General features: G+C 66.5%; 28 protein-coding genes and 1 pseudogene. 6 read left to right on the top strand and 23 right to left on the bottom strand.

The genetic code is table 11. The features are described 5' to 3' along the window. The first annotated feature begins 52 nt into the window (after positions 1 to 52). From sstT to IP89_RS21310, 3 genes are all read left to right on the top strand, one after another. On the top strand, positions 53 to 1,264 hold the full coding sequence (gene sstT, locus IP89_RS21320) for a serine/threonine transporter SstT (protein WP_043311840.1): 1,212 nt from the start codon (positions 53 to 55) through the stop codon (positions 1,262 to 1,264). 101 nt (positions 1,265 to 1,365) lie between these two features. Continuing rightward, positions 1,366 to 1,872, top strand: coding sequence for a GNAT family N-acetyltransferase (locus IP89_RS21315; protein WP_043311838.1), 507 nt, complete (start codon positions 1,366 to 1,368; stop codon positions 1,870 to 1,872). 50 nt (positions 1,873 to 1,922) lie between these two features. Then, entirely contained in the window at positions 1,923 to 2,270 is a 348-nt protein-coding gene (locus IP89_RS21310; protein ID WP_052081177.1) for a hypothetical protein, read from the top strand. On the opposite strand, the gene IP89_RS21305 is transcribed toward IP89_RS21310, so the two are convergent. The 4 genes from IP89_RS21305 to IP89_RS21290 are packed head-to-tail and all read right to left on the bottom strand — an operon-like array spanning position 2,264 to position 4,731. After that, the gene (locus IP89_RS21305; protein ID WP_043311836.1) at positions 2,264 to 2,656 is read right to left on the bottom strand and encodes a DUF488 domain-containing protein; all 393 of its coding nucleotides are present in this window, start codon (positions 2,654 to 2,656) and stop codon (positions 2,264 to 2,266) included. The genes IP89_RS21310 and IP89_RS21305 overlap by 7 nt on opposite strands. A gap of 3 nt (positions 2,657 to 2,659) precedes the next feature. Further along, a complete protein-coding gene (locus tag IP89_RS21300) occupies positions 2,660 to 2,962 on the bottom strand; it encodes a DUF5629 family protein (RefSeq protein WP_043311833.1) in 303 nt (100 codons plus the stop codon). Further along, positions 2,959 to 3,600, bottom strand: a complete 642-nt coding sequence (locus tag IP89_RS21295) for a YceH family protein (RefSeq protein ID WP_043311830.1) — start codon at positions 3,598 to 3,600, stop codon at positions 2,959 to 2,961. The genes IP89_RS21300 and IP89_RS21295 overlap by 4 nt, the downstream gene beginning before the upstream one ends. Positions 3,601 to 3,660: 60 nt before the next feature. Then, positions 3,661 to 4,731, bottom strand: a complete 1,071-nt coding sequence (locus tag IP89_RS21290; protein ID WP_043311827.1) for a diguanylate cyclase — start codon at positions 4,729 to 4,731, stop codon at positions 3,661 to 3,663. A gap of 130 nt (positions 4,732 to 4,861) precedes the next feature. Here IP89_RS21290 and IP89_RS21285 point away from each other — a divergent pair, with 130 nt between their 5' ends. Next, positions 4,862 to 5,536: a COG3650 family protein gene (locus IP89_RS21285; protein ID WP_043311825.1), complete on the top strand. Its 675-nt coding sequence runs from the start codon at positions 4,862 to 4,864 to the stop codon at positions 5,534 to 5,536. 84 nt (positions 5,537 to 5,620) lie between these two features. Beyond that, positions 5,621 to 6,658 (top strand): type I glyceraldehyde-3-phosphate dehydrogenase, encoded by a 1,038-nt coding sequence (gene gap / locus IP89_RS21280; RefSeq protein WP_052081176.1) that lies wholly within the window; start codon positions 5,621 to 5,623, stop codon positions 6,656 to 6,658. Here gap and IP89_RS21275 read toward each other — a convergent pair. The 13 genes from IP89_RS21275 to IP89_RS21215 all read right to left on the bottom strand — a co-directional run bounded on the left by IP89_RS21275 (position 6,655) and on the right by IP89_RS21215 (position 16,967). Further along, the gene (locus IP89_RS21275) at positions 6,655 to 7,173 is read right to left on the bottom strand and encodes a GNAT family N-acetyltransferase (protein ID WP_052081175.1); all 519 of its coding nucleotides are present in this window, start codon (positions 7,171 to 7,173) and stop codon (positions 6,655 to 6,657) included. The two genes, gap and IP89_RS21275, sit on opposite strands and share 4 nt — an antisense overlap. Beyond that, the gene (locus IP89_RS21270) at positions 7,170 to 8,261 is read right to left on the bottom strand and encodes a PLP-dependent cysteine synthase family protein (RefSeq protein WP_043311823.1); all 1,092 of its coding nucleotides are present in this window, start codon (positions 8,259 to 8,261) and stop codon (positions 7,170 to 7,172) included. The genes IP89_RS21275 and IP89_RS21270 overlap by 4 nt, the downstream gene beginning before the upstream one ends. A 10-nt stretch (positions 8,262 to 8,271) precedes the next feature. Continuing rightward, on the bottom strand, positions 8,272 to 9,177 hold the full coding sequence (locus IP89_RS21265) for a DMT family transporter (RefSeq protein WP_043311899.1): 906 nt from the start codon (positions 9,175 to 9,177) through the stop codon (positions 8,272 to 8,274). 85 nt (positions 9,178 to 9,262) lie between these two features. After that, positions 9,263 to 9,595 (bottom strand): Na+/H+ antiporter subunit G, encoded by a 333-nt coding sequence (locus IP89_RS21260; RefSeq protein WP_043311820.1) that lies wholly within the window; start codon positions 9,593 to 9,595, stop codon positions 9,263 to 9,265. Continuing rightward, the gene (locus tag IP89_RS21255; protein ID WP_043311817.1) at positions 9,592 to 9,861 is read right to left on the bottom strand and encodes a K+/H+ antiporter subunit F; all 270 of its coding nucleotides are present in this window, start codon (positions 9,859 to 9,861) and stop codon (positions 9,592 to 9,594) included. The genes IP89_RS21260 and IP89_RS21255 overlap by 4 nt, the downstream gene beginning before the upstream one ends. After that, positions 9,846 to 10,343 carry a Na+/H+ antiporter subunit E gene (locus IP89_RS21250; RefSeq protein WP_043311815.1) on the bottom strand — a complete coding sequence of 166 codons (498 nt, stop codon included), beginning with the start codon at positions 10,341 to 10,343 and terminating at the stop codon, positions 9,846 to 9,848. Before IP89_RS21250 ends, IP89_RS21255 begins: the two co-directional genes overlap by 16 nt. Beyond that, positions 10,340 to 11,827 (bottom strand): monovalent cation/H+ antiporter subunit D, encoded by a 1,488-nt coding sequence (locus tag IP89_RS21245; protein ID WP_043311898.1) that lies wholly within the window; start codon positions 11,825 to 11,827, stop codon positions 10,340 to 10,342. The genes IP89_RS21250 and IP89_RS21245 overlap by 4 nt, the downstream gene beginning before the upstream one ends. Next, a complete protein-coding gene (locus IP89_RS21240) occupies positions 11,824 to 12,171 on the bottom strand; it encodes a Na+/H+ antiporter subunit C (RefSeq protein ID WP_043311814.1) in 348 nt (115 codons plus the stop codon). Before IP89_RS21240 ends, IP89_RS21245 begins: the two co-directional genes overlap by 4 nt. Next, positions 12,171 to 14,972, bottom strand: coding sequence for a monovalent cation/H+ antiporter subunit A (locus IP89_RS21235; protein ID WP_043311811.1), 2,802 nt, complete (start codon positions 14,970 to 14,972; stop codon positions 12,171 to 12,173). Before IP89_RS21235 ends, IP89_RS21240 begins: the two co-directional genes overlap by 1 nt. Before the next feature lie 206 nt (positions 14,973 to 15,178). Then, complete coding sequence (locus tag IP89_RS21230) at positions 15,179 to 15,679, bottom strand: acyl-CoA thioesterase (protein WP_043311808.1); 501 nt, start codon at positions 15,677 to 15,679, stop codon at positions 15,179 to 15,181. Positions 15,680 to 15,719: 40 nt separating this feature from the next. Next, a complete protein-coding gene (locus IP89_RS23585) occupies positions 15,720 to 16,121 on the bottom strand; it encodes a hypothetical protein (RefSeq protein ID WP_177326914.1) in 402 nt (133 codons plus the stop codon). Beyond that, on the bottom strand, positions 16,118 to 16,438 hold the full coding sequence (locus tag IP89_RS21220; RefSeq protein ID WP_043311802.1) for a hypothetical protein: 321 nt from the start codon (positions 16,436 to 16,438) through the stop codon (positions 16,118 to 16,120). The genes IP89_RS23585 and IP89_RS21220 overlap by 4 nt, the downstream gene beginning before the upstream one ends. A 64-nt stretch (positions 16,439 to 16,502) precedes the next feature. Continuing rightward, positions 16,503 to 16,967, bottom strand: coding sequence for a glycine zipper domain-containing protein (locus tag IP89_RS21215; RefSeq protein WP_043311800.1), 465 nt, complete (start codon positions 16,965 to 16,967; stop codon positions 16,503 to 16,505). Between the two features lie 161 nt (positions 16,968 to 17,128). Between IP89_RS21215 and IP89_RS21210 the strand changes: the two genes are divergently transcribed. Further along, on the top strand, positions 17,129 to 17,371 hold the full coding sequence (locus tag IP89_RS21210) for a hypothetical protein (RefSeq protein ID WP_043311798.1): 243 nt from the start codon (positions 17,129 to 17,131) through the stop codon (positions 17,369 to 17,371). Here the strand turns inward: IP89_RS21210 and IP89_RS21205 are convergent. From IP89_RS21205 to IP89_RS21180, 6 genes and pseudogenes are all read right to left on the bottom strand, one after another. Then, on the bottom strand, positions 17,368 to 18,501 hold the full coding sequence (locus IP89_RS21205; protein ID WP_043311795.1) for a glycerate kinase: 1,134 nt from the start codon (positions 18,499 to 18,501) through the stop codon (positions 17,368 to 17,370). The genes IP89_RS21210 and IP89_RS21205 overlap by 4 nt on opposite strands. Before the next feature lie 43 nt (positions 18,502 to 18,544). After that, positions 18,545 to 19,903 carry a GntP family permease gene (locus IP89_RS21200; protein WP_043311792.1) on the bottom strand — a complete coding sequence of 453 codons (1,359 nt, stop codon included), beginning with the start codon at positions 19,901 to 19,903 and terminating at the stop codon, positions 18,545 to 18,547. 121 nt (positions 19,904 to 20,024) lie between these two features. Then, complete coding sequence (locus tag IP89_RS21195) at positions 20,025 to 21,110, bottom strand: sugar diacid recognition domain-containing protein (RefSeq protein WP_043311789.1); 1,086 nt, start codon at positions 21,108 to 21,110, stop codon at positions 20,025 to 20,027. 27 nt (positions 21,111 to 21,137) lie between these two features. After that, positions 21,138 to 21,785: a pyridoxamine 5'-phosphate oxidase gene (gene pdxH / locus IP89_RS21190; RefSeq protein ID WP_043311787.1), complete on the bottom strand. Its 648-nt coding sequence runs from the start codon at positions 21,783 to 21,785 to the stop codon at positions 21,138 to 21,140. 68 nt (positions 21,786 to 21,853) lie between these two features. Then, positions 21,854 to 22,540, bottom strand: a pseudogene (locus tag IP89_RS21185) (OmpA family protein); the annotation flags it as partial. A 22-nt stretch (positions 22,541 to 22,562) separates the two neighbouring features. Continuing rightward, positions 22,563 to 23,708, bottom strand: a complete 1,146-nt coding sequence (locus tag IP89_RS21180; RefSeq protein ID WP_043311785.1) for an EstA family serine hydrolase — start codon at positions 23,706 to 23,708, stop codon at positions 22,563 to 22,565. Positions 23,709 to 23,739: the final 31 nt, after the last annotated feature.

Here is a 23,739-nt window from a genome sequence, read left to right as displayed (position 1 = left end):
GCCCGCGGAATCGCCCACCGGCGTGTTCCGCCGCATCACAGGAACGACATCCATGCTCCTTCGTCCCCTCGTACAACTGTTCAACCGCACCAGCCTGGTGCTGCAGATCGCCATCGGCCTGGTCGCCGGCATCCTCCTGGCCCTGCTCTTCCCGCAGGCCACCGATGAGGTCGGTTTCTTCGGCAGCCTGTTCATCTCCGCGCTGAAAGCCGTGGCACCGATCCTGGTGTTCATCCTGGTGGCCTCGGCGATCGCCAACCACAAGCCGGGCCAACCCACCCATATCCGGCCGATCCTGGTGCTGTACCTGATCGGCACCCTGGCCGCCGCCATCGTCGCGGTGATCGCCAGCAGCCTGTGGCCCTCGACCCTGGTGCTGCATGAAGCAGCAACCGGCACCACCCCACCCGGCGGCATCGCCGAGGTGCTGAAGAGCCTGGTGCTGAGCATGGTCGACAACCCGGTCAACGCCCTGATCAAAGGCAACTTCATCGGCATCCTGGCCTGGGCCATCGGTATCGGCGTCGCCATCCGCCATGGCAGCGACACCACTCGCGCGGTGTTCGCCGACCTGGCCCACGGCGTCACCCTGATCGTGCGCCTGGTGATCCGCTTCGCCCCGCTCGGCGTGTTCGGCCTGGTCGCTACCACCTTCGCCGACGCCGGCCTCAAGGCGCTGATCGGCTACGCCCAGCTGCTCGCCGTACTGGTCGGCTGCATGCTATTCGTCGCCCTGGTGGTCAACCCGCTGATCGTGTTCAGCCAGATCCGCCGCAACCCCTACCCGCTGGTATTCACCTGCCTACGCGAGAGCGGCATCACCGCCTTCTTCACCCGTAGCTCGGCGGCCAACGTGCCGGTCAACCTGCAGCTGGCCGAGCGCCTGGGCCTGCACGAGGACACCTACTCGGTATCCATCCCGCTGGGTGCGACCATCAACATGGCCGGCGCGGCCATCACCATCAGCGTGCTGACCCTGGCTGCCGCGCACACCCTGAACATCCAGGTCGACCTGCCTACCGCCATCCTGCTCTGCGTGGTCTCGGCCATCTGCGCCTGCGGCGCCTCCGGCGTGGCCGGCGGCTCGCTGCTACTGATCCCGCTGGCGTGCAGTCTGTTCGGCATCCCTGGCGAGATCGCCATGCAAGTGGTGGCCATCGGCTTCATCATCGGCATCCTGCAGGACAGCGCCGAAACCGCGCTGAACTCCTCCACCGACGTACTGTTCACCGCCGCCGCGTGCATGGCGCGGGACAAGGACTGAGACAGTCGTCGCACGGAAAGCCGCCCGCGAGGCGGCTTTCTTTTGCGCGCTCGCCAGGCTCGTGATCGAATGGCGCCTCACGTTTTCGCTCCGAGCCACCCATGCCCCTGACGATTCGCCCTGAGCAGCCCGATGACGCAGCCGCCATCGAGGCACTGACCATTGCCGCCTTCCGCGACGCGCCCCACAGCAGCCACACCGAGCAGTTCATCGTCCGCGAGCTGCGCGCTGCCGGCGCCCTGAGCCTCTCGCTGGTGGCCGAGGACAACGGCGCGATCCTCGGTCATGTGGCCCTCTCCCCCGTATTGATTTCCTCCGGAGCCACTGGCTGGTTCGGTCTCGGCCCCATCTCGGTCGCGCCCTCACACCAGGGCCAGGGCATCGGTGCACAACTGATGCACGCCGCTCTCGACGCCCTGCGCAAGCAAGGCGCCGCCGGCTGCGTGCTGCTCGGCGATCCGGCCTACTACGCTCGCTTCGGCTTCAAGGCGGAGCCGAGCCTGGTGCTGCCCGAGGTGCCAGCGGAATACTTCCAGGCGCTGTCGTTCGATCAGCCGCTACCCCAGGGTGTCGTCACCTACCATCCGGCATTTGCCGCACAGAGCTGATGCAGAACGCAAAGCTGCTCCATCCACAATCAACGGAAAAGGAAATTCCCATGCACAAACTTGGCTACGCCCTACTGCTCTCGCTGCTCGCCAGCGGCGCCTATGCCGGCTGCGGCGAGGGCCGCGGCACCTGTTACTACTACAAGAAGGGCGAACTGAAGGGCCAGGGCACGTGCGCGGTGACCACCTGCGCGGCCACCGACCAGTACTTCCACAGCGAATGGGCCTGGGACAACGGCAACGCGGTGAACATCGAGCCCACCGCGGACAAGCAAGGCACGCTGGTCAACGGCAAGCCGGGTTACGTGCTGCAGCTGCCATTCAAGGACGAGGGCATGATCTGCTACGCCATCGCCAAGAACGACGAGCTGGTGTGCAACGACTCGGGCGTCTACTGATCCGCGTAGCACACCGGCGAACTAGGCGGCCCGCGTCGCTCTAGCTCTTCTTCGAGGAATTCGGCAAGTACCCGGGCGTTGTTGAGCTGCTCCTCGCGGGCGGCGAACAGCAGGGTCAGGTTGCCCTGCTCTGCCATCACCAGCAATGGCTGCCAGCGCTCGGGATGGCCCGCCAGCTCGCCGCGATAGAGCAGGCGAAATTCATCGAACAACGCCGGATCGTGGCAGAAACCCTTGCGCAGCGCGTCCGACGGCGCCACCTCCTTGAGCCAGGCGCTCAGGGCCAGGCTCTCTTTCTTGCAGCCGCGCGGCCACAGACGGTCGACCAGCACACGCTGGCCATCTTCGGCCGCCACCGGCGCGTAGACGCGCTTGCAGCGGATCACGCCTCAGCCCTCCTGTTCCGGGTCGTCGTCCTGGTCGTCATTGTCGGCGCTGATCGCGCCCAGGCAGACCAGTTCGTGCTCGCCCTCTGCACCCTGGATGCGCCAGCTGCCGGCCTCCCCGGCAGCCACAGCGGCGCTCACAGCCACGGCGCTGAAGCTCCACACGCGACGGGTGCGACCGTCCATGCATTCGATGTGCAGTTGCAGCTGCTCGCCCTGGGCCTGTTCGTGAAGCTCGAACTGCCAGGCGTGCAGGCCGTCGACCAACAGCATGTCGGCGCTGCGCAGATCATCGAGCAGGCTCATGCCCCACCCTCCAGACGCGCCAGGCGCTCTTCCAGGGCGGCGATACGCGCCTCCAGCTCAGCGATGCGCGAGTCATCGGCAACCGCTCGAGCCGGGGCATCGGCCTGGCGTGCCGCCAGCAGCGCTTCCAGGTCCGCGGCCTCGCCGAGCTGATGCATGTAGCGGTCCTCGCGCTGACCACTCTGGCGTGGTAGCAGAACGGCCATGTCGCGACCGCCCAGGCGCTCCAGCTGATGCTGCACCTCGGCGGGGTCTTCGAACTGGTACAGGCGATTGCTGCGGGTCAGCAGCTCGTTGATGGTCTGCGGGCCACGCAGGAACAGCAGGCCGAGCAGCACCTGCTGCGGCTTGACCAGCTCCAGTGCCTTGTCCACCCGGTGTTCCCAGCGATCGGCACGACCGCCCATCACCAGGCGGATCAGACCACGTCCTTCGAGCGCGCGTAGGGCCTGGCCGACCTGGCCCTCGGTGAGGTTCATCAGCGGCTCGCGACTGGTCTTCTGGTTGCAGGCCAGGACCAGCGAGTTGAGAGTCAGCGGATAGGTTTCTGGAGTGGTGGCCTGCTTCTCGATCAGGCAGCCGAGGATGCGGACCTCGGTGGCATTGAGCGGCTCAAAGCCTTCGGTGGCGCTGGACATGGGTGTTCCCGTGCAGAGTGGAAGGCCCCTAGCCTGACACGCGCGGCCCGCCCTGGGAACTCAGCTGCCCGGATTGGGCTGCGCCTCGGCCGCGTCGCCAGCGATCACCACCCGGTCGCGACCGTCCTGCTTGGCCTGGTACAGCGCCTCGTCGGCGGCCTTGAGCCAGTGCGTGGCATCGAGCTGGAACGGGCTGTAGCCGGCCAGGCCGATGCTCAGGGAAATCTTCAGTTCGGGGGCCAGCGGGCTGCGCACCTCGCCGAGTTCCTGGCGCAGACGCTCCATCACTTCACTGGCCAGCACCGGCGGCGTGTTGGGCAGAATCACGCAGAACTCGTCGCCACCATAGCGGCCGGCCATGTCTTCCTGGCGCAGGCTGCGCACCAGCTGCTCGCTGAGCAGGCGCAGCACGCTGTCGCCGACCAGATGACCGTGGCGATCGTTGATGTCTTTGAAGTGGTCGAGGTCGATCAGCGCCACGGTGGCGCGCTGCTGGCCGCCACGGCACTTGATGAACTCCTGCTGCAGCAGGTCCTTCCAGTAGCCATGGTTGAACAGCCGGGTCAGGCTGTCGGTGCGGCTGGCGGTGCGCAGCGCCTGCTTGTGCTCGGCCAGCTTGATGCTCAGGCGGTAGCTGACCCAGCCCAGAGCCAGCGGATAGAGGATCAGCATCGGCAGGCAGGCATAGAGCTGCAGCATGTTGGTGTCGGGGCTGAAGCCCGGGCCGAACACCAGCATGGCCAAGCCCATGCCGGCGAGCATGGCCAGACCGCCCTTGGCGAAGAAGCGCATGCCGCCGGCGGCAACGTTGTCCATCGCCATCATCGCCAGAATGGTCACCGTCGGCAGCACGTTGAACTGCATGGCTGCGGCCCAGAAGCCGCCGAAGATCGAGTCGATCAGCAGGCTGCGTCGCTCGGTCTTGAACGGCACGGGAGACAGGCGCGCCAGCTGGTAGGCCAGGTGCGGCCAGAGAAAACCGTTGAACACCAGCAGCACCCAGACCCAGGGCGCAGTCTGCAGTGGCGCCAGGGCGGCGGCCACGCAGAAGAAGCCGATGCCCAGGCCAATGCAACGAGGCAGGTAGATACGCTTGGCGAATGAGAGGCCGGAGCCGGTGCTTCTATCCATGTTCACACTCGGTACTGCACGCCTCGAAGAATAACCGATGGGCCGAACTATACAGCCTCAAGTGTCGTTTCCGAACTTGAGCTGGCCACGCGCGCTGGGTAACGTTGCCGCTTGTCGCCAGGAGAGTCCCATGCCCGATGTTCGTCCCCTGCTGTTCGCCCTGCTGCCTCTGTTCGCCGGCTGCCAGCTGTTCAGCGTGTACACGCCCCCATCCCCCACCGCTGCCCAGCAGCGCCTGCAAGGCGAACTGCGCCTGCAACAGGGCAAGTTGCTGCTGAGCCCCTGTGGCGAGCAGCGCCAGCTGGAAGTGATCAACGACGGTAGCAATGACATCGCGCGCGAGGCCGCCGCGCTGTTCGCCGATGGCAACGAGCAGCTGTTCGTCGACCTGCGCGGCACCGCCGGCGCCAGCAAGCAGGCGGGCCTGGATGGCGAGATCCGCCCCAGCCAGGTCTACCGCCTGCAGGGCGAAGGCCCGGCGTGCAACGAGCCCGGCTTCAACAGCCTGCTGCTGCGCGCCAGCGGCCATGAGCCGGACTGGACCCTGGGGGTCAGCGAGAAGGGCCTGGTGCTGCTGCGCCCGGACCAGGAAGCACTGGCCCTGCCCTACGTCGAGGAGCAGCTGCCCGGTGGCAGCTTCAACCTGAGCAGCGAGGCCAACGGCCAGCGCCTGGAGCTTTGGCTGGCGCCGCAGCGCTGCGTCGACAGCATGAGCGGCGCCGTGCAGCACCTGAGTGCCGAACTGCGTCTGAACGACAAGGTACTGCGCGGCTGCGCCTCCTTCGGCGGCGCGCGCAGCCAGTAAACGCCAGCCTTGCAGCCCGCCTCGCTTTCGTGGGGCGGATGGGCCGCCTATGCTGAAGACGGACCCAGACAGTCGGAGACTGCCATGCTGCGTATTGCCCTGAACGGATACGGGCGCATCGGTCGCGCCCTGCTGCGCGCCTTGTTCGAGCGCGGGCTGGAAAGCCAGTTGCACGTCGAGGTGATCAACGAGACCGGCGACTTCAACACCCTCGCCCACCTGACCCGCTTCGATACCACCTTCGGCCGCTTCCAGGGCCAGGTGGAAATCAACCACGACGTGATGCAGGTGCGTGGCCAGTCGATCCACCTGATCGGCCAGAAGGACTTCACCCAGCTGCCGTGGAAACAGATGGCGGTCGACGTAGTCGTGGACTGCACCGGCAAGGCCAAGAAGCGCGCCACCGCCGAACAGCACCTCACCGCAGGCGCGCCACGGGTACTGCTGTCACACCCGCTGGACAGCGCCGACCTGACGGTGGTCTACGGCGTCAATCACCACCTGCTGGGCAACCAGCAGATCGTCTCCAACGCCTCCTGCACCACCAACTGCCTGGCGCCGCTGGCCCAGGCTCTGCACACCGCGGTGGGCATCAGGCAGGGGCTGATGACCACGGTGCACGCCTACACCAACGACCAGAACCTGCTCGATAAGACCCACAATGACCTCTACCGCGCCCGCGCCGCCGCGCAGTCGATGATCCCTACCAGCACTGGTGCGGCGAAGACCATCGGCCTGGTGATCCCGGAGCTGGAGGGCCGCCTCGACGGCATGGCCGTGCGCGTGCCGACCGCCAACGTGTCGCTGCTTGACCTGACCTTCACCAGCGAGCACCCGACCAGCCGCGAGGCGATCAACGACACCCTGCAGAAAGCCGCGCGCCAGTTCCCCCTGGGCGTAATGGAGTGCAACGACCTGCCACTGGTGTCCTCGGACTTTAACGGCTACCCGGTGTCCTGCGTGGTCGACCTCAATCACACGCGGGTGCAGGGCGACAATCTGGTCAAGGTGCTGGCCTGGTACGACAACGAATGGGCCTTCGCCAATCGCCTGCTGGATGTGCTGCAGCTCTGGCTCAAGCCGCTGGAGCCGATGCGTACCGTGCCCGTGCAGCCCGGCTAGCTGCTCGCGCGCAGGTAGCACAGCGTGGTGCGGCGCGAGCCGGCCGCGCGGCGCTGTGGATCGGCAAAGGTTTCAACTTCGACGAAACCGGCCTTGCGCATCATCCCTGCCGAGCCGGCATTTTCCTCGTGACGCTCGATGTAGATGTCGTCAATGCCCAGCGCCTGCAGCCCCTGCACCGCCTCGCCGAGCAGCCGGCTACCCAGGCCGCGCCCGGCCAGCTCGCGGTGCACCACTGCCTCACCGACATAACCCTGCGGCAGATCACGCCGCTCCGGCGCCTGGTAGCGCTCGAAGTTGCTGCTCGCCAGGAAGGTGACGAAGCCGACCAGCGCGCCACTCTCACGACGCGCCAGCACGGCCCGCACCGAGCCCTCGGCGATGCCCTGCAGGTGCGCCAACACGGCGTCCTGGGGCAGGTAGTTCCAGGGATTGGGGCCGTGCTCGAAGATGAAGGCGAGCATGACCGGGATGTCCTCGGCACGCGCCGGGGCGCTGGCAAAGTGCTCGCTCATAGGCCGCTGCTCGGCATCTCCGGCAGCGCCCCACCCTGCTCGGCACAGGCCGCCACCGCCTCAATCAGCGGCGCCAGCGCATAGCCCTGCTCGGCCAGCCAGGCATCGCAGTAGTAGCTGGTGGCGTAGCGCTCACCGCCATCGCAGAGGATGGCCACCACCGAACCGCGCTGGCCGGCCTCGACCATCTTGCGCGCTACCAGCAGTGCGCCGATCAGGTTGGTCCCGCTGCTCGCGCCGACGCGCCGATTCAGGCGCCCAGCCAAGTAATGCATGGCCGCCAGCGAAAGGGCGTCCGGCACCTTGCACGCGGCGTCCAGCACCTGCGGCAGGAACGACAGCTCGACCCGCGGCCGGCCGATGCCCTCGATGCGCGAACCGCAGTCCAGGGTCAGACTGCGGTCGCCGCTGACGTAGCTATCGAAGAACACCGACTGCTCGGCATCGGCGCAGAACACCCGGGTGGCGTACTGGCGGTAGCGCACGTAGCGCCCCAAGGTCGCCAGGGTGCCACCGGTACCGGGGCTGGACACCAGCCACGCGGGCTCGGGGAAGTGTTCGTGACGCATCTGCTGGAAGATCGATTCGGCGATGTTGTTGTTCGCCCGCCAGTCGGTGGCCCGTTCGGCGTAGGTGAACTGGTCCATGAAGTGGCCGCCGCTTTCCTGGGCCAGACGCACTGACTCGGCGTGGATGCGCGTGGGGTCGTCGACCAGGTGGGTCTGGCCACCGTAGAAGGCGATCTGCGCCAGCTTCTCCCGGGCCGTGGAGGCCGGCACCACGGCGATGAAGGGCAGCCCCAGCAGGCGCGCGAAATACGCCTCGGAGATCGCCGTGGAGCCGCTGGAGGCCTCGATCACCGGCTTGCCCTCGCGCAGCCAGCCATTGCACAGGGCATAGAGGAACAGCGAGCGCGCCAGGCGATGCTTGAGGCTGCCGGTGGGATGGCTGGACTCGTCCTTGAAGTACAGCTCCACGCCCGGTAAACCGGGCAGCGCCAGCGGAATCAGGTGAGTGTCGGCGCTGCGCTGGAAGTCAGCCTCGATGATGTGCACCGCCTCGCGGGTCCACTTGCGGATATCAGTCATGCGCTGCTCCTCAATCCAGAATGCCGGCTGGGGCCGGGGCAGTACTTTTCCACTGGCTCAGCGCCACGCCGACGAACACCAGCGCGGCGGCGGCGTACTGCATCGGCGACAGTCGCTCCTCCAGCAACAGCGCGGCGAAGATCAGGGTGAACACCGGCAGCAGGTTGGTGAAGCCCGAGGCCTGGCTGGCCGGCAGGCGACTGACGCCGAAGTTGTACAGGCCATAGGCGCCGACGGTGACCACCACGCCGAGATAGATCACCGAACCCAGGCCCAGCGCGCTGAACTGCTCGGGCAGCGGCTCCAGCAGCAGGGCCAGTGGCAGAAAGAACAGCGAGCCGATGAAGGCCTGCATGGCGGTGAGTACGAACGGCGAATAGCGCTCGCAGAGGCGCTTGAGCAGCAGCGTGTAGCAGGTCGCGCAGAGCACCGCGAGAAACTCGTAGAAGTTGCCCAGCAGCGGCGCGGGCGCGTGGGCATCCGCCTCGCCCGCCAGGCTCAGCCAGATGGCGCCGACCACCGCCAGCATGAAGCCGGCCCAGGTGCTCAGGGCCACGCGCTCGCGCAGGAAGCTGAAGGCGCCGACTGCGACCAGCAGCGGCAGCAACGCGGTGATCATGCCGGCCTGGGTGGCACTGGTGTGCTGCAGCGCCAGGGCCTCGAAGATGAAGTACAGGCAGGGTTCGCAGGCGGCCAGGGCGAGCAGGTAGCGCCAGTCGCCGGGGCGATAGTCGAGGCGGCCGCGCCAGCGCCAGGCCAGCAGGAAGATCAGACTGCCGAGGAGCATGCGGCCGAAGATCACCCACATCGCCGGCAGCTCGGCGAAGGCAAACTTGAGGGCGATGAAGGAACTGCCCCACAGGGCCATGGCCAGCACCAGGCAAGCCATCGCGAACAACCTACCCTGCCGGGCCATCACCGCCACCTCCACACGAAAAACTCAGTGTAGGTGGCGAGGCATCACGCCGACAGGCACAGCGGCGCGGAGAAACTGTGCCGCCTTACTGGTCCCAGGGCTTGCCGCGGGTCTTCGGCTCCAGTGGCAGCTGCTGCAGCACCGCGGCCTTGGCCAGCATATAGGCGCTGACCGGAGCACTGATGAAGAGGAACAGGCTGATCAGCAGTTCGTGGGAACTGAGGGTCTGCCCGCCGGTGCTGAAGAAGATCAGCGAAGCCACGACCAGTCCGCCCACGCCCAGGGTGGTGGCCTTGGTCGGGCCGTGCAGGCGGGTGAAGAAATCGGGCAGGCGGTACAGGCCGATGGCGCCGATCAGGACGAAACCGCTGCCCAGCAGCAGCAGCGCCGAGATGAGGATTTCCAGCCACAGGCTCATTCGATGATGTCTCCACGCAGCATGTACTTGGCCACCGCCACGGTGCTGACGAAGCCGAGCACGGCAATCAGCAGGGCCACTTCGAAGAACAGCTCGCTGCCCTTCCAGATGCCGAAGAGGATGATCATGGCGATGGCGTTGATATACAGGGTATCCAGTGCCAGCACCCGATCCGGCAGGCAGGGCCCTTTGATCAAGCGAGCGGTGGCCAGCGCGAGCGCCAGGCCGAGCATAGCCAGGCATACGGGAATCACGTAGCCGAGCATGGGAATACCTCCTTCAGCGGGGCTTCGTAGCGCTGCTTGATCTCGTCGATCATGGCCTGCGCATCCGGCACGTCGAGGCCATGCACCAGCAGGGTCCGGCGATCCATGCTGAGGTCGGCGGCCAGCGAGCCGGGGGTCAGCGAGACCACGCTGACCAGCACGCTGATGGCCAGCTCGTTGTCCAGTTCGATCGGCACCTCGACGAAGGCCGGGCGCAGCTCGCGGATACGGCCCAGGGTGAGGCGCGCCACGTGAAAGTTGGCGACCAGGATGTCGCCCATCACCATGAGCAGGAAGCTCAGCAGCTTGAGCGGCTTCCAGCCCGTGGGGTGCTCGATCAGCAGGCGGTTGCAGGCCAGCGGGATCAGCAGCGCCAGGACGCTGCCGAGCAGCCACTGGCCGAGGGCGAAGTTGTCTACCAGAAGCATCCAGGCCAGCAGCAGAATCAGGCTCTGCGCCGGGTGCGGCAACAGTCGACTCATGGCCGGCCCTCCCCGATCAACGCCCGGTAGGGCATAACGTCATGCAGCTGCGCCGCGGCGGCAGTGCTGTAATCCAGCAGCGGTGCGGCCAGGGCCACCAAGCCCAGGCTGCAGGCGAGCAGCAGCATGCACGCACACAGCCGGCCACGGTCCAGCTCGGCGCTGTCCAACGTACTCAAACCTACTCGCCAGAACAGGGTGCTGCCGGCGCGGCTGAAGGCCACCAGCGCGGCGAAGCCGCCGAGCAACAGCACGCTCCACAGGGCCACCGAGGGTTCGGCACGCAGCAACAGCAGCTTGCCGAGGAAGCCGGACAGCGGCGGCAGGCCGACCACGGCCACCGCGCCGAAGAAGAACAGGCCGCCGAGCAGCATCGGATTCTCCAAGGCCGGGCCCTGCACCAGATCGCCGCCTTTGCTGCCGCGCTGGCGGGCGATCAGGTCGGCGAGCAGGAACAGGCCGCCGGCCACCCAGGTACTGTGCAGCAGGTAGTAGAGCGCCGCCGCGTGGGCCTCCGGCGTGCCGATGGCCACGGCGGCCAGCAGGGTGCCGGCGGAGACCAGCACCAGGTAGGCCAGCAGCAGCGGCAGGCTGCGCGCGGCCAATGCGCCCAGCGCGCCGAGGGCCACGGTGACCAGCGCCAGCGGCCACAGCCAGACCTGGACCAGTTGCGCCAGCTCGCCGCCACTCTCGCCGAACACCAGGGTGCAGACCCGCAGGATGGCGTAGATACCGACCTTGGTCATGATCGCGAACAGCGCCGCCACCGGCGCGCTGGCGGCGGCATAGGCCCGTGGCAGCCAGAAATACAGCGGCACCAGCGCGGCCTTGAGAGCGAACACCAGCATCAGCAGCGAACCGGCCGCAGCCAGCAGCGGCACCTGGTCGCCCGTTGCAGCCGCCACCCGCGCGGAGAGATCCGCCATGTTCAGGGTGCCACTCACACCGTAGATCAGCCCAAGCGCAATAAGGAACAACGCGGAACCGGTCAGGTTGAGGATCACATAGTGCATCCCCGCCCTCACCCGCTCGGCGCTGCGGCCATACAGCAGCAGCGCGTAGGAGGCGATCAGCAACACCTCGAAGAACACGAACAGGTTGAACAGGTCGCCCGTTAGGAAGGAGCCGTTGATGCCCAGCAACTGGAACTGCAGCAACGCATGGAAGCGCGGGCCACGGCGGTCATCGCCACGCAGGGCGTAAAGCACCACGACGCTGCCGAGTACCGCGGCGGCCAGCAACAACAGCGCACTGAGACGGTCGAGCAGCAGCACGATGCCGAACGGCGGGCGCCAGTCACCCAGGGCATAGATGCGCAGCTGGCCATCGTCGGCCTGCTGCAGCAGCGCCAGGGCCACCGGCACCAGCGCCAGGGTGGCGAGCAGCGAGAGGCCGCGCTTGAGCCGCTCATGCGATGGCAGCACCAGCAACAGCGCGCCGGCCAGCATCGGCAGGAGGATGGGCAGGATCAGCAGATGATTCACGGCCGCCACTCCTCCTTCTCGCGCCGATCCGGGCGACCATCGACATGGTCGTTACCCAGGTTGGCCACGCCACGCAGGGCCAGGACTACGACGAAGGCGGTCATGGCGAAGCCGATGACGATGGCGGTGAGCACCAGCGCCTGTGGCAGCGGGTCGGCCGGGTTGGCACTCTGCCCGAGCACCGCCACCTCGCCACTGAGGCGGCCCATGGAGAAGAGGAACAGGTTGACCGCGTAGGACAGCAGGGTCAGCCCCAGCACCACGGGGAAGGTACGCGCACGCAGCAGCAGGTAGACGCCGCTGGCGGTGAGCAGGCCGAGGGTGACGGCGAACAGCGCCTCCATCAGTGAATCTCCTTGCTTGCCGGCGGGGTCAGGCTGAGCTTGCCCAGGTTGACCAGAATCAGCAGGGTCGAGCCCACCACCGCCAGATAGACGCCGAGGTCGAACAGCATGGCCGTGGCCAGCTCGAATTCGCCCACCAGCGGCAGCTCGAAATGGCCAAATGCCGAGGTCAGGAACGGCCGACCGAAGACCCAACTGCCGAGGCCGGTCAGCGCGGCGATCAATACGCCGGCGCCCGCCATGCGCTGGTAGTTGAGCGGCATGCGCTGCTCCATCCAGGCCACGCCGTTGGCGATGTACTGCAGCGCCAGTGCCACCGCAGTGATCAGGCCGGCGATGAAGCCGCCGCCCGGCAGGTTGTGCCCGCGCAGGAAGATGAAGGCCGAGATCAACAGCGCCAGCGGCAGCAACAGGCGCGACAGGGTCATCAGGATCAGCGGGTTCTTCGACCAGGCCCAGCGCCGGCCTTGCGGGTCGCAGGTCGGATGGAACAGGCGCAGGCCGTCGAGCATGGCGAATATGCCCACGGCGGCGATGGCCAGCACGGTGATCTCGCCCAGCGTATCGAAGCCACGGAAGTCGACCAGGATGACGTTGACCGCGTTGGTGCCGCCGCCACCGCTGATGCTGTTAGCGAGGAAGAACTGGGCGATGCCGCCGTCATAGGGGCGGGTCAGTACCGCATAGGCCAGCACCGCGACCATCAGGCCGCAGCCACCGGCGATCAGCAGATCGCGCAGGATGCGCGGCAGCGAACTCTCCGCTGGCGTGCGCGATGGCAGGTAATACATCGCCAGCATCAGCAGAATGATGGTCACCACCTCCACTACCAGCTGGGTCAGTGCCAGGTCGGGCGCGGAGAAACGGGCGAAGGCCAGCGCCACCAGCATGCCGCCGACGCCGAGAATCAGCAGCGCCACCAGGCGCTGGCGATGCAGCACCGCGGCCAGCACGCCGCTCAGCGCCAGCACCAGCATGCCCAGCCCCGTGAAGGGGTCGAGCGGGCTCAGCTCGCGGCTGCCGCTGAGCTGACTCAGCGGCGCCAGGCTCACGGTCACCAGAGCCAGGGCGCTGAGCAGCAGCAGCGCCAGGTAACGCTGCAGCGAGCCATTTTCCAGGCGTGCGGTGAGCCAGGCGGCTGCAGCCACCACGCGCTGCACCGCGGCCTCGAACACCAGCTTGGCGTCCACTTCCGGCACGCTCTCGTACAGGCGGAACAGCGGCTTGCGGCCGATGTACACCAGCACGCCACCGATCAGCGCCACGAAGCTCATCGCCAGCGGCATGTTGAAGCCGTGCCAGATGGCCAGACTGTACTCCGGCAGCGCGCCGCCCAGGCTGGCCTGCGCCGCCACCGCCAGCAATGGCGCCACCGTGTAGGCCGGTAACATGCCCACCAGCAGGCAGAGGAACACCAGCACCTCCACCGGCACTTTCATGTAGCGCGGCGGCTCATGCGGCGGGAACTTGGGCAGGTTGATCGGCTCGCCGTTGAAGAACACGTCGTGGATGAAGCGCACCGAATAGGCCACCGAGAACACCCCGGCGAGTACCGCAGCCGCGGGAATCGCCCAGTGCAGCAGGTTACCCTCCAAGGCGTGCTGCACCGCCTCGCCGAAGAACATCTCCTTGCTCAGGAAGCCATTGAGCAGCGGCACCCCGGCCATCGCCGAGGACGCCACCATGGCCAGCACTGCGGTGTGTGGCAGGTACTTCCACATGCCGTTGATGCGACGCATGTCGCGACTGCCGGTCTCGTGATCGATGATTCCCGCTGCCATGAACAGCGAGGCCTTGAAGGTGGCGTGGTTGATGATGTGGAACACCGCCGCCACGTTGGACAGCTGCGAGTCCATGCCCAGCAGCAGCACGATCAGGCCCAGGTGGCTGATGGTGGAGTACGCCAGCAGGCCCTTCAGGTCGTTCTGGAACAGCGCCATCACGGCGCCCACCAGCAGGGTCGCCATGCCGGTCAGGCCGACCAGGTAGAACCACAGGTCGGAGCCCGCCAGCGCCGGGTACATCCGCGCCAAAAGGAACACCCCGACCTTAACCATGGTCGCCGAGTGCAAGTACGCCGAGACCGGGGTCGGCGCCGCCATCGCGTGCGGCAGCCAGAAGTGGAAGGGGAACTGCGCCGACTTGGTGAAGGCGCCCAGCAGCACCAGGATCAGCGCCACCGGATAGAGCGCATGCGCGCGAATCAGCTCGCCGGCCGCCAGCACCACGCTGAGCTCGAAGCTGCCGACGATATGGCCGATCAGCAGGATGCCGGCCAGCAGCGCCAGGCCACCACCACCGGTGACCGCCAGCGCCATGCGCGCGCCCTTGCGCGCGTCGCTGCGCTTGCCCCAGAAGCCGATCAGCAGGAACGACGTCAGGCTAGTCAGCTCCCAGAACGTCAGCATCAGCAGCAGGTTTTCCGACAGCACCAGGCCGAGCATAGCGCCCATGAACAGCAGCAGGTAAGCGAAGAAGCGGCCGATGGCCTCGCGCTCGGACAGGTAGTAGCGGGCGTAGAGGATCACCAGCAGGCCGATGCCGAGGATCAGCAAGGCGAAGAGGAAGGACAGACCGTCCAGGCGCAGGGAGAGATTGAAGCCCAGCTGGCTCAGCCAGGGTTGCGAGACCACCAGCAGCTCACCGGCGAATACCCGCGGCGCCTGCCACAGCAGCAGGCCCAGGCCGAGCAGCGGCGCCACGGCGGTGGCCAGGCTGCTGGCCAGACGGCCACGGCGCTCGAACAGAAGGGGAAGCAAGGCGCCGAGAAACGGCAGTCCGACTATGAGCAATAGCTCCATGCATCTCCCCTATTCGGGCCCCAACACAGGTCTTGGCTGGGGCAAATCTGTTCTTTCCTCGCGCGGCGGTGCCTCTATCAGCGAAGGGCGTGCGGCGATTATCCATAACTATCAGAACTAAGCCATAGATAAATTATTACATTATGCACGGAGCATCAGCCCCACAGCCGAGGATAGATCAGCTAACCAGGCAGAAGTGCCGCGCCTCAGACGGATGCCTGCAACGCCGCCTCCCAGCTGCTTACCCGCTCGGGCGCGCTAGCGAAGCCATGCGCCAGGAAGGTCGCGGGCGCCAGCGTGCGGCCGCCCTTCTTGAACTTCATCTTGACCAGCACCTCGGCCGCCAGCTCGCCGCGCACCTGCAGGCGGTGGCAGAAGTAGGCGCACTTGTCGTCGGCGTGCATCAAACGCGTCTCGACCCGCACCCGGCTGAACAGCGCGATCGGCCTGAGGAAACGCACCTGCTGAGCGACATTGACGAAGCCAGCGCCACTGCGCAGCACCGTGAAGAAGCGCCCGATCTTGAGCAGGTAATCCAGCTGCGCCGTCTCGGCGTACTGCAGATACTTGTCGCTCTTGAGCACGCGCACGCCGGAATCGAAGGGCGTGACCCAGAACCAGGTCGCCACGGTATCGGTCGCCGCATGGCTGGCATGGCCGCGCAGGCCGATGAAGAAGGCGAGGATATTTCTCAGCAGACCGGACATTGGCGACTCCTTGCCGAAGCCGCACGATGCTCCCGGAAGATCAGGCTGGCGCGCGGCGATGGAACTGCAGATACAACTGTTTGAGAGGGTTCGGCAATTGCTGCCAGTAGCCCTCGGCCTTGTCTGACGGCACCTGCCAGAACAGGTTCTCGACAAACGAGACATCAATACAGTTGCGCACTTCCGCGCTGCAATCCTCCAGCGCATCGCTGATAAGGGTGAATAACGGCAGGTGATCAGATGGGGCGATGCCCTTGTTCATCTGCGCATTGAGTGCATTGGCCAAGCTGTGGAACCAAGAGTACTCGAACTGCGGCAATGGATCGCCCCAGTCATCGAAGTACTTGCCATCGGCCTTGGCCGCGATGTCGGGAAAAGCGCTGCGTACGGATTGATAGAACGCCGGAATGCTTTCCAGCCTCGGCATGGAGCTGTGACTCAACGTACGCCACCTGCCGGCTTGGCGACGCCTCTGATGACCAGATACAACAATGGCCCGATGGAGGCGAAGACTGCCGTGATCGCGAAATAGGGAAGCAGCGAGGCCAAGGAGCCCTGCCGAGCCTGATTGTCGCGATACATCCAGACACAGGCCAGCGCGGCAAAGATGTAGAGATCGATCACCACTTGAGCGGTATCCAGGCTGGACATCAGCTGCATACCGAACTGCAACAACGACTGCTCGGCCTGGAGCATCACGAAAATCGTGTAAGCCGAGAACGCGACCAGAACGGCCAACGGCAGAATTCTTTCCTTCATCACACCTTCCTTGGATAGAAGCGAAAAGGCCCGGCAAATGCCGGGCCTCTTGTTATCAGCGAGCTCAGTGAGCGACGCGGCTGGTACCGTCGACCGTCATGATGCGTACGCGGTCGCCGACGCGGAACACTTCGTTTTCCTGCACCTGCTGCACATAGGCGCGCAGGCTGCCATCATCTTCGCGCACGGTGATTTCCACGCCCTGGGTACGGGTCAGGCCTTCCTCGGTCATGGCGCCCAACAGGCCGCCTGCGACCGCACCGATCACCGCCGCCACGGCCGCACCGCGACCGCCACCGATGGCGCTGCCGCCAACACCGCCGACCACCGCACCGGCGCCCGCACCGATCGGGGTCTTGGTGCCTTCGATCTTCACCGGACGCAGCATCTCGACGGTGCCCAGGCGCACGGTCTGCACCTTGCGTGCCTCGTCGCGGCTGTAGGAGTCGCCGCTAAGGTTGGAGGCACAACCGCCCAGGGCCAGAGTCAGGGCAACGCAGGAGGCGGTCAACAGCTTGGTAATACGCATAGGGTTCTCTCCGTGTGAGGCAGTGTCCATTAGACCGCGGCGCCGACAACCTGTCACCCGCCGCTCTAACGCCAGTGTAGTGGGCAGGTGCGACATCGGGTCAGGTTTGCAGCGCGGGCACCTGGGGGCAGGATGGTGCTGACGCTTTCGAGAATCATGCAATGGACTACTTCATCGTCGCCGTCACCACCCTGGCAGGCCTGTACTTCCACTGGTGGCTCTATGTGCGCATCCGCCGCTGGATGGACCGCGACCTGGCCCTGTCCATAGCTGCCGGCGACCCGGCCATGAGCGACTACATGCTCGAGCGCCTGGCCGAAGCCAAGGCCCAGGGCATCCGCCGTGGCCAGTTGGAAGACTGGCTACACCAGGCCGCCTGCGACTACCTCAAGCACGGCGCCTAGCCTCGCGCCAGGCGCCACATGCGCGCCAGGTCGCAGGCGCGCGCCTGCAACTCGGCTGCGGCGCCCTGCATGGCCTGTTCCAGGCTTTGCGGCCCCGAGGTGAGGCTGAAGGCCGCATCGATTCCCGCGTCATACAACGCCTGATAACCCTCACCCAGACTGCCAGCCAGGGCGACTACCGGAACCCCAGCCGCCTTGGCCACACGCGCCACACCAACCGGCGTCTTGCCGTGCAGGCTCTGCGAATCCAGGCGCCCTTCTCCGGTGATCACCAGATCGGCGCCCTGCACCGCCGCCGCCAGGCCGGACAACTCGGCCACCAACTCGATGCCCGGACGAAAGCCCGCATGCAGGAAAGCCTTGGCGGCAAAGCCCAGGCCACCTGCGGCGCCGACGCCCGGCTGCAAGCTGTGATCATCGCCCAGCGTTGCTTCGACCACGCGCGCGTAGTGTCCCAGGGCGGCATCCAGCAGCTCCACCTGCTGTGGGTTGGCGCCCTTCTGCGGACCGAAGACATGCGAGGCACCACGTGGGCCGCACAGCGGGTTGTCGACATCGGCGGCGATCTCCACCCGCGCCTGCAGCAGACGCGGGTCCAGGCCACTGACATCGACACGGGCCAGGCGCGCCAACGCCGCGCCGCCAGGTGGCAGCTCGGCATCGTTGGCATCCAGGAAGCGCACGCCCAGCGCTTGCAGCAGACCGGCACCGCCGTCATTGGTGGCGCTGCCGCCGAGGCCGAGGATGATGCGCGTGGCACCGGCGTCCAGCGCCGCGCGAATCAGCTCGCCGGTGCCGAAACTGCTGGTCTGCGTGGCATCGCGACGCTCGCGTGGCACCCAGTGCAGGCCGCTGGCGGCGGCCATCTCCAGCACTGCGGTGCCCTCGCCCAACCAGCCCCAGTGCGCCGGCACCGGTTCACCCAGCGGGCCACGCACCAGGCACTCGCGGCGCTCGCCGCCAGTGGCCGCCAGCACGGCGTCGACCGTGCCTTCGCCACCATCGGCCATCGGCCGCAGCAATACCTCGGCTTCGGGATAAACCTGACGCCAACCGCGGGCAATGGCGGCCGCCACATCAGGCGCGGAGAGACTCTCCTTGAAGGAGTCGGGAGCGATGACGATCTTCATACGGAACCTTTGAGCAAGGCGGCGCCCCGGGCGCCGCCAGCAATTACAGCAGAACCAGGCTGAGCAGCCAGACGGTGATGATGCCGGCGATGCCCTGGATCAGGGTGGCGACGGTCTGAGCGCGGTAGGCCACGGAGACCGGCATGCGGCTGAACTGGGTGACTACCCAGAAGAAGCTGTCGTTGGCGTGGGACACGGTCATGGCGCCGGCGCCGATGGCCATCACGGTGAGTACGCGGCCCATCTCGCTGTCCAGGCCAAGTTGGCCGAGCATCGGTGCGACCAGCGCGGAAGTGGTGACCAGCGCCACGGTGGTCGAGCCCTGCGCACTCTTCAGCGCGGCAGCTACCACGAACGGCATGAACAGGCCGATACCCAGCGCCGACAGGGTGTTGCCCAGATAGTCGCCCAGCGGAGTGACCTTGAGGATCGCCCCGAAGGCGCCACCGGCACCGGTGATCAGTAGGATCGGCGCGGCCTGCACCAGGCCCTCGACCACGTGATCGTGGAATTCCTTGCGCTTGTCCTCGCTCTTGAGCAGCGTGCAGGCCAGCGCCAGGCCGACCAGCAATGCCACCACCGGCTGGCCGAGGAAGGTCAGCGCGGTGAGCACGAAGCCCTCGCCCAGCGGCTTGCTCGGGAATACGGCGATGGAGCCCAGGCAGATCAGCAGGATCGGCACGAAGATCGGCGCGAAGGCCTGGAAGGCGGTCGGCAGCTTGCCGTAGCGCGCCTTCAGCTCGGCGAAGTCTTCGGCGGCTGGCAGCGGCAGGCCGTCGTCCACCAGGGCGATGTCCTTGCCGAGGAAGCGGTTGGCCCACCACATGCCGGCCAGCGCAGTGACGAAGGCCACCACCAGGCCAACAGCGATTACCAGGCCCAGGCTGGCATCTAGGCCCAGGTTGCCGGCAGCGGCGATCGGGCCGGGAGTCGGCGGCACGAAGGTGTGGGTGGCGTAGAGACCGGTGGCCAGGGCCACGCTCATCGCCACCACGGAGACTTTCATGCGTGCGGCCAGGGCGTTCTTCAGCGAGTTGAGGATGACGAAACCGGAGTCGCAGAACACCGGGATCGACACCAGGTAACCGATGATCGACATGGTCAGGGTTGGGAAGCGCTCGCCGAGCAGCTTGATCACCGTCTCGGCCATGGTGATGGCTGCGCCGCTGCGCTCGAGGATCACCCCGATAACGGTGCCGAGCACGATGACGATACCGATGTAGCCAAGGATGTTGCCGAAGCCGCTGGTGATGGTCTTGACGATTTCTGCGCTGGGCAGTTGGTAGGCGAAGCCGGCGATGAAGGCCGCGGCGAGCAACGCCAGGAAGGGATGCAGTTTGAGACGGGTGGTGGACAGCACGATGAACGCGATCAGCGCCACCAGGATCAAGACCAGGAGCATGGCCTATTCCTCATTGTTGTTATTAGGAGCGGCCATTGTGAGACGCTGCCACGGCGCAGTCCCTATGCGAACGCACCAGTCATGGCGAACCTTAAGCATCCATAACTGTGCGGCCGCACAATTACTCGTCCAGCAGTTCCAACCCCAAGGTGAACAGCAGACGCTGGTCGCGCCGCGCCAGATCCAGCCCGCTCAGCTCGGCGATGCGTTCCAGCCGATAGCGCAGGGTATTACGGTGAATGCCCAGCTCATCGGCACAGGCCTGCGGGTGACCGTCGTGCCGGCACCAGGTGGCCAGGGTTTCGCGCAGCTGGCCCTGGCCATCCTGCGCTAGCACCCGGCGCAGCGGTGCCAACCAGCGCTGCAGCGACCAGTCGTGGCGCCGACCATGCAGCAACGCCTGCAGGCGGTATTCGTCGAGACGCAGAATACGTACGGACGGTTGATGGGCCTGCGCGTAGACCTGCAGATCGCGTAGCGCCAGGGCCGCCTCGCGCAGATCGGCGAGCCCGTGCAGCACATCGCTGAACAGCAGGCGGCGTATACCCAGGCCACGGGCGTCGAGCTGGGCCAGCCAGGCCGCATCGCGCCCGCTCTGGTAGGGACGACAGAGCAACAGTTGGCGCACGCCGAACGGCCCGCACTGCTCGGCCTTGCCGGCCAAGGCGCCCAGCGCGCGAGCCTGGTCACCCTCCTCCGCCAACTCCAGCAGCACTAGCTGGCGCGGCCAGCTCAGTTGCAAGCCGATACGTTCGGCCTCGGCCTGCAGCTGCGCGAGGCTGACGCCGCTGTCGGCGATCTGCCGCAGCCAGGTTTCCAGTTGATGACGCTGCCAGTGGCGCTCGGCCTGCAGCTGACGCTGCTCGACCAGCATCTCGGCAGCCATGCGCACCAGTTCGGCGTAGGGCCGCACGGTGTCCGGTGCGCCGGTGATGCCGAGCACGCCGATCAGTTGCTCGGCGTGCAGCAGCGGAAGGTTGACGCCTGGGCGGACGCCACGCAGACAGGCGGCGGTCTGCTCATCGATCTCCACCACCCGGCGGTTGGCCAGCACCAATTGGGCGCCCTCGTGACGGGTGTGCAACCGCGCCGGATCACCACTGCCGATGATCATGCCCTGGGCATCCATGACATTGATGTTGTGCGGCAGAATGGCCATGGCGCGGTCGACGATGTGCTGCGCCAGGGTGGAGTCGAGTTCGAGCATGCAGGCCTCCGGACGAAGGCCCGCAGTTTAGGGTGCCAGGCGCTCGCGCTGCCAGCCGCCATCCACCAGGCGGTAGTTGAGGCGGTCGTGCAGACGGCTGGCCCGGCCCTGCCAAAACTCGATGCGCTCGGGCAGCAGGCGGTAGCCGCCCCAGTGCGGTGGGCACTCTGGGGCGCGGTCGAGGAAGCGTCGCTCGGTCTCGGCGAGCAGCTGCTGCAGCTCCTCGCGATCGCGGATTACCCGGCTCTGCGGTGAGGCCCAGGCGCCGATGCGGCTGCCCAGCGGGCGCACCTGGAAGTAGGCGTCGGACTCCTGCGCCGAGACCTTCTCGACCCGCCCCTCGATGCGCACCTGGCGCTCGAGGCTCGGCCAGAAGAAGGTCATGGCGGCGAAGGGACGCGCCGCCAGCTGGCGACCCTTGGCGCTCTCGTAGTTGCTGAAGAAGGTGAAGCCCTGCTCGTCCAGGCCCTTGAGCAGCAGCACCCGGCAATGCGGGCGCCCCTCCTCGTCGACCGTGGCCAGGGTCATGGCGTTCGGCTCGACCGGCAGCTGCTCAGTCTTCACCGCGTCGTCGAACCAGCGGCGGAACAGGGCGAAAGGCTCGGCCGGGGCCTGCTCTTCGCCGAGTCCGTCGCGGGTGTAGTCACGCCGCATATCGGCCAGGGTCTGGGTCATGCGCACATCCTCTCAGTGATGCCGCAAGCTTACTGTGCTTTGTCCTTCTTCTTTTGATCTGCGGCAATCTGCGCCACTGGCAGGTTGGCCGCAGCTGCGGATGCGGTAGCAGTCGCCGGAGCCGGCTGGCTGTAACGGGCGAGCAGCGCCACCAGGGTCTTCTGCGGAGTCAGGACGATTTCCACACGGCGGTTCAGCGAACGGCCAGCGGCGCTGTCGTTGGCGGCACGCGGCATGTCGGAGCCGACGCCCTTGAGCAGCAGGCGGTCGCGCTGCAGGCCGCTGAGGCGGAAGATCGAGGCCACGGCCTTGGCGCGGTCCTCGCTGAGCTTGCGGTTGTCGTCGACCTTACCGACGCTGTCGGCATGGCCGAGGATCAGCACGCCGGTGTTCTTGTCCGCTTCGAGGATCTTCGCCACCTTGGTGAACGGGCCGAGCACCGCCGGCATCAGCATGCTCGGGCGGTCCGGGTTGAACGAGCTCTCCACCGGAGCAGTAACTACCAGCACGTTCTCGCGGCGCTCCAGCTCCATCTTGCTGCCGCTCAGAGCGGTCTTCAGGCGCGGCTCGTACTCATCCAGCCAGGCATTGGTGACTTCGTGGTCGATCTTGGGCGGCGCCTTCTTGGCTGCGGCGACCGGCTTGTCGCTGTCGCCGAACGGCCACCAGCTGCTGGAGGTTTCTTCCTTCTTGTCCGAGTTGGCGCAGGCAGCGAGGCTCAGGCAGCAGAGCAGGATGAGTGTTTTCTTGTGCATGGTCAGGTCTTCCCCCAGCAAGTTACAGGCATTGGCCCAGCGCGCGCGCCAACTTCTGCGCACGAGGGTCCATCAATACGTATGGTCCGAGACTATTGGTGACGAAGCCGAAAGCGACTTCGCGTTCTGGATCGGCAAACCCGACGGAGCCGCCCGCTCCTGGATGGCCGAAGGATTTGCGCCCCAATCCATAGGTGGCGTTGGCAACGTCCGCCTGGTCGAGCATGCAGCCCAGGCCCAGGCGGGTCGAAGTCAGCAGGGTGCGGTCTTCGCCGCAAGAATGTTCGCGAGTCATCTCGCCCAACAGTTCCGGCTCCAGCAGACGGCCGTCGAGCAGGGCCGCATAGAAGCCAGCGAGAGAACGTGCATTGCCATGGCCGTTGGCCGCCGGTTGTTGCATGAGTCGCCACTCCGGCTTGTTGGTACTGGTGAGGATAGACGGCGGATTGGCGAACGCGCGGGTGGTCAGCGAGGTCGGCTCGCTCATCATGCACTTGAACAGGCGCTGGGCGGCGGCGTCGCCCATGTCGCCCTTCTTGCGGGCGATGTGAGCCACGCGCGGAAATTCTTCTTCGGCCAGGCCGACGTGGAAGTCCAGACCCAGCGGCTGGGCGATGCGCGCGGCGATGGTCTCGCCCGGCCCACGCCCCTCGACCCGGCGCAGCAGTTCGCCGACCAGCCAGCCGTAGGTGATGGGCGAGTAGCCGTGCGCCTCGTCGGGCGTCCACCAGGGTTGTTCGGCGGCCAGGGCGGTAGTCATCTGCTGCCAGTCGTAGAGCGCTTCGGCAGGTAGCTGCGCGCGCAGCGCCGGCAGGCCGGCACGGTGGCTGAGCAGTTGGCGCAGGGTCACGCACTCCTTGCCGGCCGCGGCGAACTCCGGCCACCAGCGCGCCACGGGGGCATCCAGCTCGAGCTTGCCCTGCTCGACCAGTTGCAGGGCGGCAACGGCGGCAAAGGTCTTGGTGCAGGAGAACAGATTGAGGATGGTGTCGGTATGCCAGGCCTCGGCGCCATCCTTGTCAGCCGTGCCTGCCCAGATATCGACGACGGTTTCGCCGCCGATCTGCACGCACAGAGCGGCGCCACGTTCTTGGGGATCGTCGAAGAGTTCGACGAAGGCATCCTTTAGCGCTTCGAAGCGCAGGTCGAAATGGCCCTGGATCTGCAACCTCTTACTCCTCGGTCCGAATGGCCGGCAT

This window comes from Pseudomonas sp. ML96, from assembly GCF_000761545.1.
GTDB lineage: Bacteria > Pseudomonadota > Gammaproteobacteria > Pseudomonadales > Pseudomonadaceae > Aquipseudomonas.
This window is presented reverse-complemented; position numbering and strand designations above follow the sequence as displayed.

What these genes read in the sequence shown, in the direction of transcription:
- sstT (WP_043311840.1), top strand. Translation starts at nt 53, where the DNA reads ATGCTCCTTCGTCCCCTCGTACAACTGTTCAACCGCACCAGCCTGGTG.
- IP89_RS21315 (WP_043311838.1), top strand. Translation starts at nt 1,366, where the DNA reads ATGCCCCTGACGATTCGCCCTGAGCAGCCCGATGACGCAGCCGCCATC.
- IP89_RS21310 (WP_052081177.1), top strand. Translation starts at nt 1,923, where the DNA reads ATGCACAAACTTGGCTACGCCCTACTGCTCTCGCTGCTCGCCAGCGGC.
- IP89_RS21300 (WP_043311833.1), bottom strand. Translation starts at nt 2,962, where the DNA reads ATGAGCCTGCTCGATGATCTGCGCAGCGCCGACATGCTGTTGGTCGAC.
- IP89_RS21295 (WP_043311830.1), bottom strand. Translation starts at nt 3,600, where the DNA reads ATGTCCAGCGCCACCGAAGGCTTTGAGCCGCTCAATGCCACCGAGGTC.
- IP89_RS21290 (WP_043311827.1), bottom strand. Translation starts at nt 4,731, where the DNA reads ATGGATAGAAGCACCGGCTCCGGCCTCTCATTCGCCAAGCGTATCTAC.
- IP89_RS21285 (WP_043311825.1), top strand. Translation starts at nt 4,862, where the DNA reads ATGCCCGATGTTCGTCCCCTGCTGTTCGCCCTGCTGCCTCTGTTCGCC.
- gap (WP_052081176.1), top strand. Translation starts at nt 5,621, where the DNA reads ATGCTGCGTATTGCCCTGAACGGATACGGGCGCATCGGTCGCGCCCTG.
- IP89_RS21275 (WP_052081175.1), bottom strand. Translation starts at nt 7,173, where the DNA reads ATGAGCGAGCACTTTGCCAGCGCCCCGGCGCGTGCCGAGGACATCCCG.
- IP89_RS21270 (WP_043311823.1), bottom strand. Translation starts at nt 8,261, where the DNA reads ATGACTGATATCCGCAAGTGGACCCGCGAGGCGGTGCACATCATCGAG.
- IP89_RS21265 (WP_043311899.1), bottom strand. Translation starts at nt 9,177, where the DNA reads ATGGCCCGGCAGGGTAGGTTGTTCGCGATGGCTTGCCTGGTGCTGGCC.
- IP89_RS21260 (WP_043311820.1), bottom strand. Translation starts at nt 9,595, where the DNA reads ATGAGCCTGTGGCTGGAAATCCTCATCTCGGCGCTGCTGCTGCTGGGC.
- IP89_RS21255 (WP_043311817.1), bottom strand. Translation starts at nt 9,861, where the DNA reads ATGCTCGGCTACGTGATTCCCGTATGCCTGGCTATGCTCGGCCTGGCG.
- IP89_RS21250 (WP_043311815.1), bottom strand. Translation starts at nt 10,343, where the DNA reads ATGAGTCGACTGTTGCCGCACCCGGCGCAGAGCCTGATTCTGCTGCTG.
- IP89_RS21240 (WP_043311814.1), bottom strand. Translation starts at nt 12,171, where the DNA reads ATGGAGGCGCTGTTCGCCGTCACCCTCGGCCTGCTCACCGCCAGCGGC.
- IP89_RS21235 (WP_043311811.1), bottom strand. Translation starts at nt 14,972, where the DNA reads ATGGAGCTATTGCTCATAGTCGGACTGCCGTTTCTCGGCGCCTTGCTT.
- IP89_RS21230 (WP_043311808.1), bottom strand. Translation starts at nt 15,679, where the DNA reads ATGTCCGGTCTGCTGAGAAATATCCTCGCCTTCTTCATCGGCCTGCGC.
- IP89_RS21220 (WP_043311802.1), bottom strand. Translation starts at nt 16,438, where the DNA reads ATGAAGGAAAGAATTCTGCCGTTGGCCGTTCTGGTCGCGTTCTCGGCT.
- IP89_RS21215 (WP_043311800.1), bottom strand. Translation starts at nt 16,967, where the DNA reads ATGCGTATTACCAAGCTGTTGACCGCCTCCTGCGTTGCCCTGACTCTG.
- IP89_RS21210 (WP_043311798.1), top strand. Translation starts at nt 17,129, where the DNA reads ATGGACTACTTCATCGTCGCCGTCACCACCCTGGCAGGCCTGTACTTC.
- IP89_RS21205 (WP_043311795.1), bottom strand. Translation starts at nt 18,501, where the DNA reads ATGAAGATCGTCATCGCTCCCGACTCCTTCAAGGAGAGTCTCTCCGCG.
- IP89_RS21200 (WP_043311792.1), bottom strand. Translation starts at nt 19,903, where the DNA reads ATGCTCCTGGTCTTGATCCTGGTGGCGCTGATCGCGTTCATCGTGCTG.
- IP89_RS21195 (WP_043311789.1), bottom strand. Translation starts at nt 21,110, where the DNA reads ATGCTCGAACTCGACTCCACCCTGGCGCAGCACATCGTCGACCGCGCC.
- pdxH (WP_043311787.1), bottom strand. Translation starts at nt 21,785, where the DNA reads ATGACCCAGACCCTGGCCGATATGCGGCGTGACTACACCCGCGACGGA.